Below are 4293 nucleotides of genomic sequence, written 5' to 3'. Positions count from 1 at the left end.
TAAATGAATTACGAAATTCTCATATCATTTATAGGAGCTTCTATGCTGCTCACCATAATGCCTGGCCCAGATATTATTTATGTGTTGGTACAAAGTGTAACCAATGGCAAAAAATATGGAATTGCAACTGCAGTTGGCTTAGTTTTAGGAATTGTTATTCATACATCACTAGTAGCTTTTGGTGTTTCAGCACTATTAAAACAGTCAGAAACTATATTCTTTGGAATTAAATTATTTGGTGCGCTGTACTTATTGTATTTGGCTTACGATGCTTTTAAATCTGACGAAGAAGTATTGTTAACTACAAAAGCGAATCGTAAAAGTTTAATAAAACTGTTTAAACAAGGGTTTATAATGAATGTTTTAAATCCGAAAGTATCCATTTTCTTTTTGGCTTTCTTTCCTGGATTTTTATACAGTAAAACTCAGAGTACGGTACTTCAATTTTATGTATTAGGTGGTTTGTTTATGTTGCAGGCATTATTAATTTTTTCTATGGTTTCCATATTATCTGGCAATTTTGCAACGTATTTAAAAACACATCCAACATTTAATTCAAAAATTAAATGGTTTAAAATTTTAGTCTTTATAGGGATTGCTATTTTTATACTTTTTTCTTAATTGGTTTTGTATATTTGAACAAGGATGAAAAACGTAAAACTCATAGAATGCCCTAGAGATGCCATGCAAGGTATTAAATCTCATTTTATCCCTACAGAAGCAAAAGCACAATACATAAATGCTTTATTAAGAGTTGGTTATGACACTATAGATTTTGGTAGTTTTGTTTCCCCAAAAGCAATTCCACAAATGCGTGATACTGCTGAAGTGTTAGCTAAATTAGATTTAAGTAAAACTGAAAGCAAATTATTAGCTATTGTTGCTAATATTCGTGGTGCTGAAGAAGCCATAAAGTTTGAAGAAATAGATTATTTAGGATATCCATTTTCTATTTCAGAAAATTTTCAAATGCGAAATACAGGGAAAACAATAGAGCAGTCTATTGTAATTCTAGATGGATTATTAAATATTTCTGCAAAAACAAATAAAGAAGTAGTCGCATACTTATCTATGGGTTTTGGAAACCCATATGGTGATCCTTGGAATGTTGATATTGTATCAAAATGGACAGAAAAACTTTCTAAAATGGGTGTGAAAATTTTATCATTATCTGATACTGTTGGAAGTTCAACCCCAGCGATTATAAATTATTTATTTGCTAATTTAATTCCAGCTTATCCTAAAATTGAGTTTGGAGCACATTTACACACAACACCTTCTACTTGGTTTGAAAAGGTTGATGCAGCTTTTAAAGCTGGTTGTAATAGGTTTGATGGAGCTATAATGGGCTATGGAGGATGCCCAATGGCAAAAGATGATTTAACTGGTAATATGCCCACTGAGAAATTGATTTCTTATTTTAACCAACAAAAATGTTTTACCAATATTCAGGCCATGAGTTTTGAGAGTGCTTACAATGAGGCATTAAAAATTTTTTCATAAACTTTTCAATTTCAATTCGTTATAGATTTACCAAATTTAAAAAGATGACATAAGTCATACTATTTAGAATTAATCTAAATAATGCTTTTGTAATATATGTTACTTATATATATTTGCACTGTTATTAAGAACAAGTCTAAATAAATATAATTATTAAAAAATGAAAAAAGTAAGTTTAATTTTAACAGTAATGTTAATTAGTTTAGTAGGATTTTCACAAGAAAATTCAAGTGAAGATTTTCAAAATGCAGGTCATAAAATGCTTGGAGAAAATATTGCCAAGGGTTTAACTATTGGAGGATATGCACAACTTGATTATAATGAGCCAGATGGTTCTGAAGCAGGTAATTTAGATGTTCATAGAATGGTATTGCTTTTTGGTTACAAATTCAATGAGAAAGTAAGTTTTGTATCAGAAATTGAGTATGAACATGTGGAGGAAGTTTATGTAGAACAAGCCTATTTAAAGTACAAAGTAAACAAAAATGTAAATGTGTTAGCGGGTTTAATGCTGGTACCAATGGGTATTATTAATGAGTTTCATGAGCCAACTACATTTTATGGTGTTGAGCGTCCAAATGTAGATAACGTGATTGTTCCTACAACTTGGAGAGAATTAGGAGTTGGTGTTTCAGGAAACATTGACAATGCATCTTTAAAATACCAAGCATATTTATTTAATGGATTTAAATCATATGTTGATGGTGTTGGTGCATTACGTGGATCAGACGGTTTAAGAAAAGGGCGTCAAAAAGGAGCAGAGTCTGTGGTAAGTTCTCCAAATTTTTCTGCGAAGTTAGATTATTATGGTATTCATGGTTTAAGACTTGGTGTATCTGGTTATTTTGGCAAAACTCAAACAGATGATACTTCAATAGAAGCTTCAACAGTTGGTGTTTCTATGATTGGATTGGATGCTCGTTACAAATACAATGATTTGGAGTTAAGAGGACAATATATAACAACAACATTAAACGATACAGAAGCATATAATACTTTAACGGGAAAAGATTTAGGTTCTAAAATGAATGGGATGTATGCTGAAGTAGCTTATAACTTTGATTTAAAAGGAGTAGAAAAATTAACTCCATTTGTACGTTACGAAAAATACAACACACATGCTGATACTGAGGGAGCGTTAGTAGCTAATAAAGCTTTTGATAAAGATGAACTAATTTTTGGATTAAACTATAAAGTTGCAGAAGGAGCAGCTTTTAAAGTTGATTACCAATTAATAAATAATGGAGTATCTGGAAGTGATACAAGTAAACAATTTAATGCAGGAGTAGCAATCTGGTTCTAAAATAAAATATATAATTGTCAGTCTGAGCTTGTCGAAGACTTTAGGGTGTTAGTTAAATTTTCAAAACACTTCAACAAGCTCAGTGTGACAATCAGTATGACAATCGGACAGAATGAACTCAATATAACAGAAAATTTATTCAACAATTTTTTTAAAATTAAATCTTACATTAATTTAATATGTTATTAGTATGAAGAAATTAGCGTTTATAACAATCTTATTTTTAATAAGCACAAGTTTTACAATGTCAAATAAAATTGATGCTTTAATTGAAAAAGAAGTAAAAGCTATTTTTAAAATTGACACATTTACAAAACAAGCAATTCCAATTTCAAATGAAATTAATGAATCATTACCAATTAAAATAACTGAAACAAATTTTTTCAAGATTATAAGTGAAGATGCTTTGCAAGGGTTCTATTATTTAGGACATGCCTATGGAAAGGCAGATTATTTTGATTTTATTGTTATTTTTGATAAAAACCTTGTAGTTTCTAAAGTTAAGATATTGGTTTATAGAGAAGATCACGGGGGTGAAGTAGGAAGTACCCGTTGGTTAAAACAATTTATAGGAAAGATTACGACAGATAATTTGATTTATCAGAAAGATATTGCTGCTATTTCAGGAGCAACTATTTCAGCAAAATCAATGACGAATGAAGTGAATAAACTATTTAGAACTATTGCAATTTTAAATACAAAAAAACAATTATAATGGAAGTACACGGATTGATACATCAGTTTCCTAAAGAAATAAAGGCGGTTATTTTTGTTTTTATAATTACATTGAGTGTTGGGTTTTATGGAGGTTTAAGTTTTGTTAATAACACAACTTCTATGCAGCCAAAAGGTGTTGAATCTCATTATTTAGGAAATGAAGATGATGAAGACGCAGAAACAATGAAATTTAAAAAAAATGAGCGAGAAATATTGACAATTGTGCATAACCACATCTTATCAATGTCTGTAATTTTCTTTTTATTATCACTAATTTTGTCAACGACTTCTATAAATAAAAAGTTGAAATATTTTTTAATGATAGAGCCATTTATATCAGTTTTTTTAACTTTTGGGGGGATTTATTTCCTCTGGAGTGGTATTTTATGGTTTAAGTATATTATTATGTTTTCAGGTGTATTAATGACACTCACTTTTTTAATAGCTACATCTGCAGTCATTTATCAACTATTATTTTCTAAGAACAAGTAAAATATAATTAAATTTTTCTTCACAAATCTTATAACTTAATGATTCGGATATAAAAAAAGCTGCTTAGATTTATTTTTCAGCAGCTTCTTTAATTACATTTTTTATTGTACATAAGTCCAATGTACAGTATCGCCATTAACAACACTCATCGTTCCAGTTTTTGTAACTTTTACAACTCCATTTTGGATGACTCTTAATGTAAAGCTAGACTCAGCACCTTCAGTTACACAATAGTCATAATAATTAACCCAATATTCATAAGTTCCAGATGGAGCGCT

The 4293-nt window shown here is 29.6% G+C and carries 5 protein-coding genes; all 5 read left to right on the top strand.

What is annotated here, in order from left to right; all coding sequences use genetic code 11:
- Window positions 1-42 precede the first annotated feature (42 nt).
- Window positions 43-621 carry a LysE family translocator gene (locus ABY863_RS13045; protein ID WP_372795536.1) on the top strand — a complete coding sequence of 193 codons (579 nt, stop codon included), beginning with the start codon at window positions 43-45 and terminating at the stop codon, window positions 619-621.
- A gap of 24 nt (window positions 622-645) precedes the next feature.
- Window positions 646-1503 (top strand): hydroxymethylglutaryl-CoA lyase, encoded by an 858-nt coding sequence (locus ABY863_RS13040; protein ID WP_372795534.1) that lies wholly within the window; start codon window positions 646-648, stop codon window positions 1501-1503.
- A gap of 160 nt (window positions 1504-1663) precedes the next feature.
- The gene (locus tag ABY863_RS13035) at window positions 1664-2806 is read left to right on the top strand and encodes a porin (RefSeq protein WP_372795532.1); all 1143 of its coding nucleotides are present in this window, start codon (window positions 1664-1666) and stop codon (window positions 2804-2806) included.
- A 244-nt stretch (window positions 2807-3050) separates the two neighbouring features.
- Complete coding sequence (locus ABY863_RS13030) at window positions 3051-3521, top strand: FMN-binding protein (RefSeq protein ID WP_372795530.1); 471 nt, start codon at window positions 3051-3053, stop codon at window positions 3519-3521.
- The gene (locus ABY863_RS13025) at window positions 3521-4015 is read left to right on the top strand and encodes a hypothetical protein (RefSeq protein ID WP_372795528.1); all 495 of its coding nucleotides are present in this window, start codon (window positions 3521-3523) and stop codon (window positions 4013-4015) included. Before ABY863_RS13030 ends, ABY863_RS13025 begins: the two co-directional genes overlap by 1 nt.
- Window positions 4016-4293: the final 278 nt, after the last annotated feature.

This window comes from Lutibacter sp., assembly GCF_041562875.1.
In the GTDB taxonomy this organism is placed as follows: domain Bacteria; phylum Bacteroidota; class Bacteroidia; order Flavobacteriales; family Flavobacteriaceae; genus Lutibacter.
The sequence above is the reverse complement of the archived record's forward strand: the minus strand, read 5'-3'. Positions and strand labels throughout refer to the sequence as shown.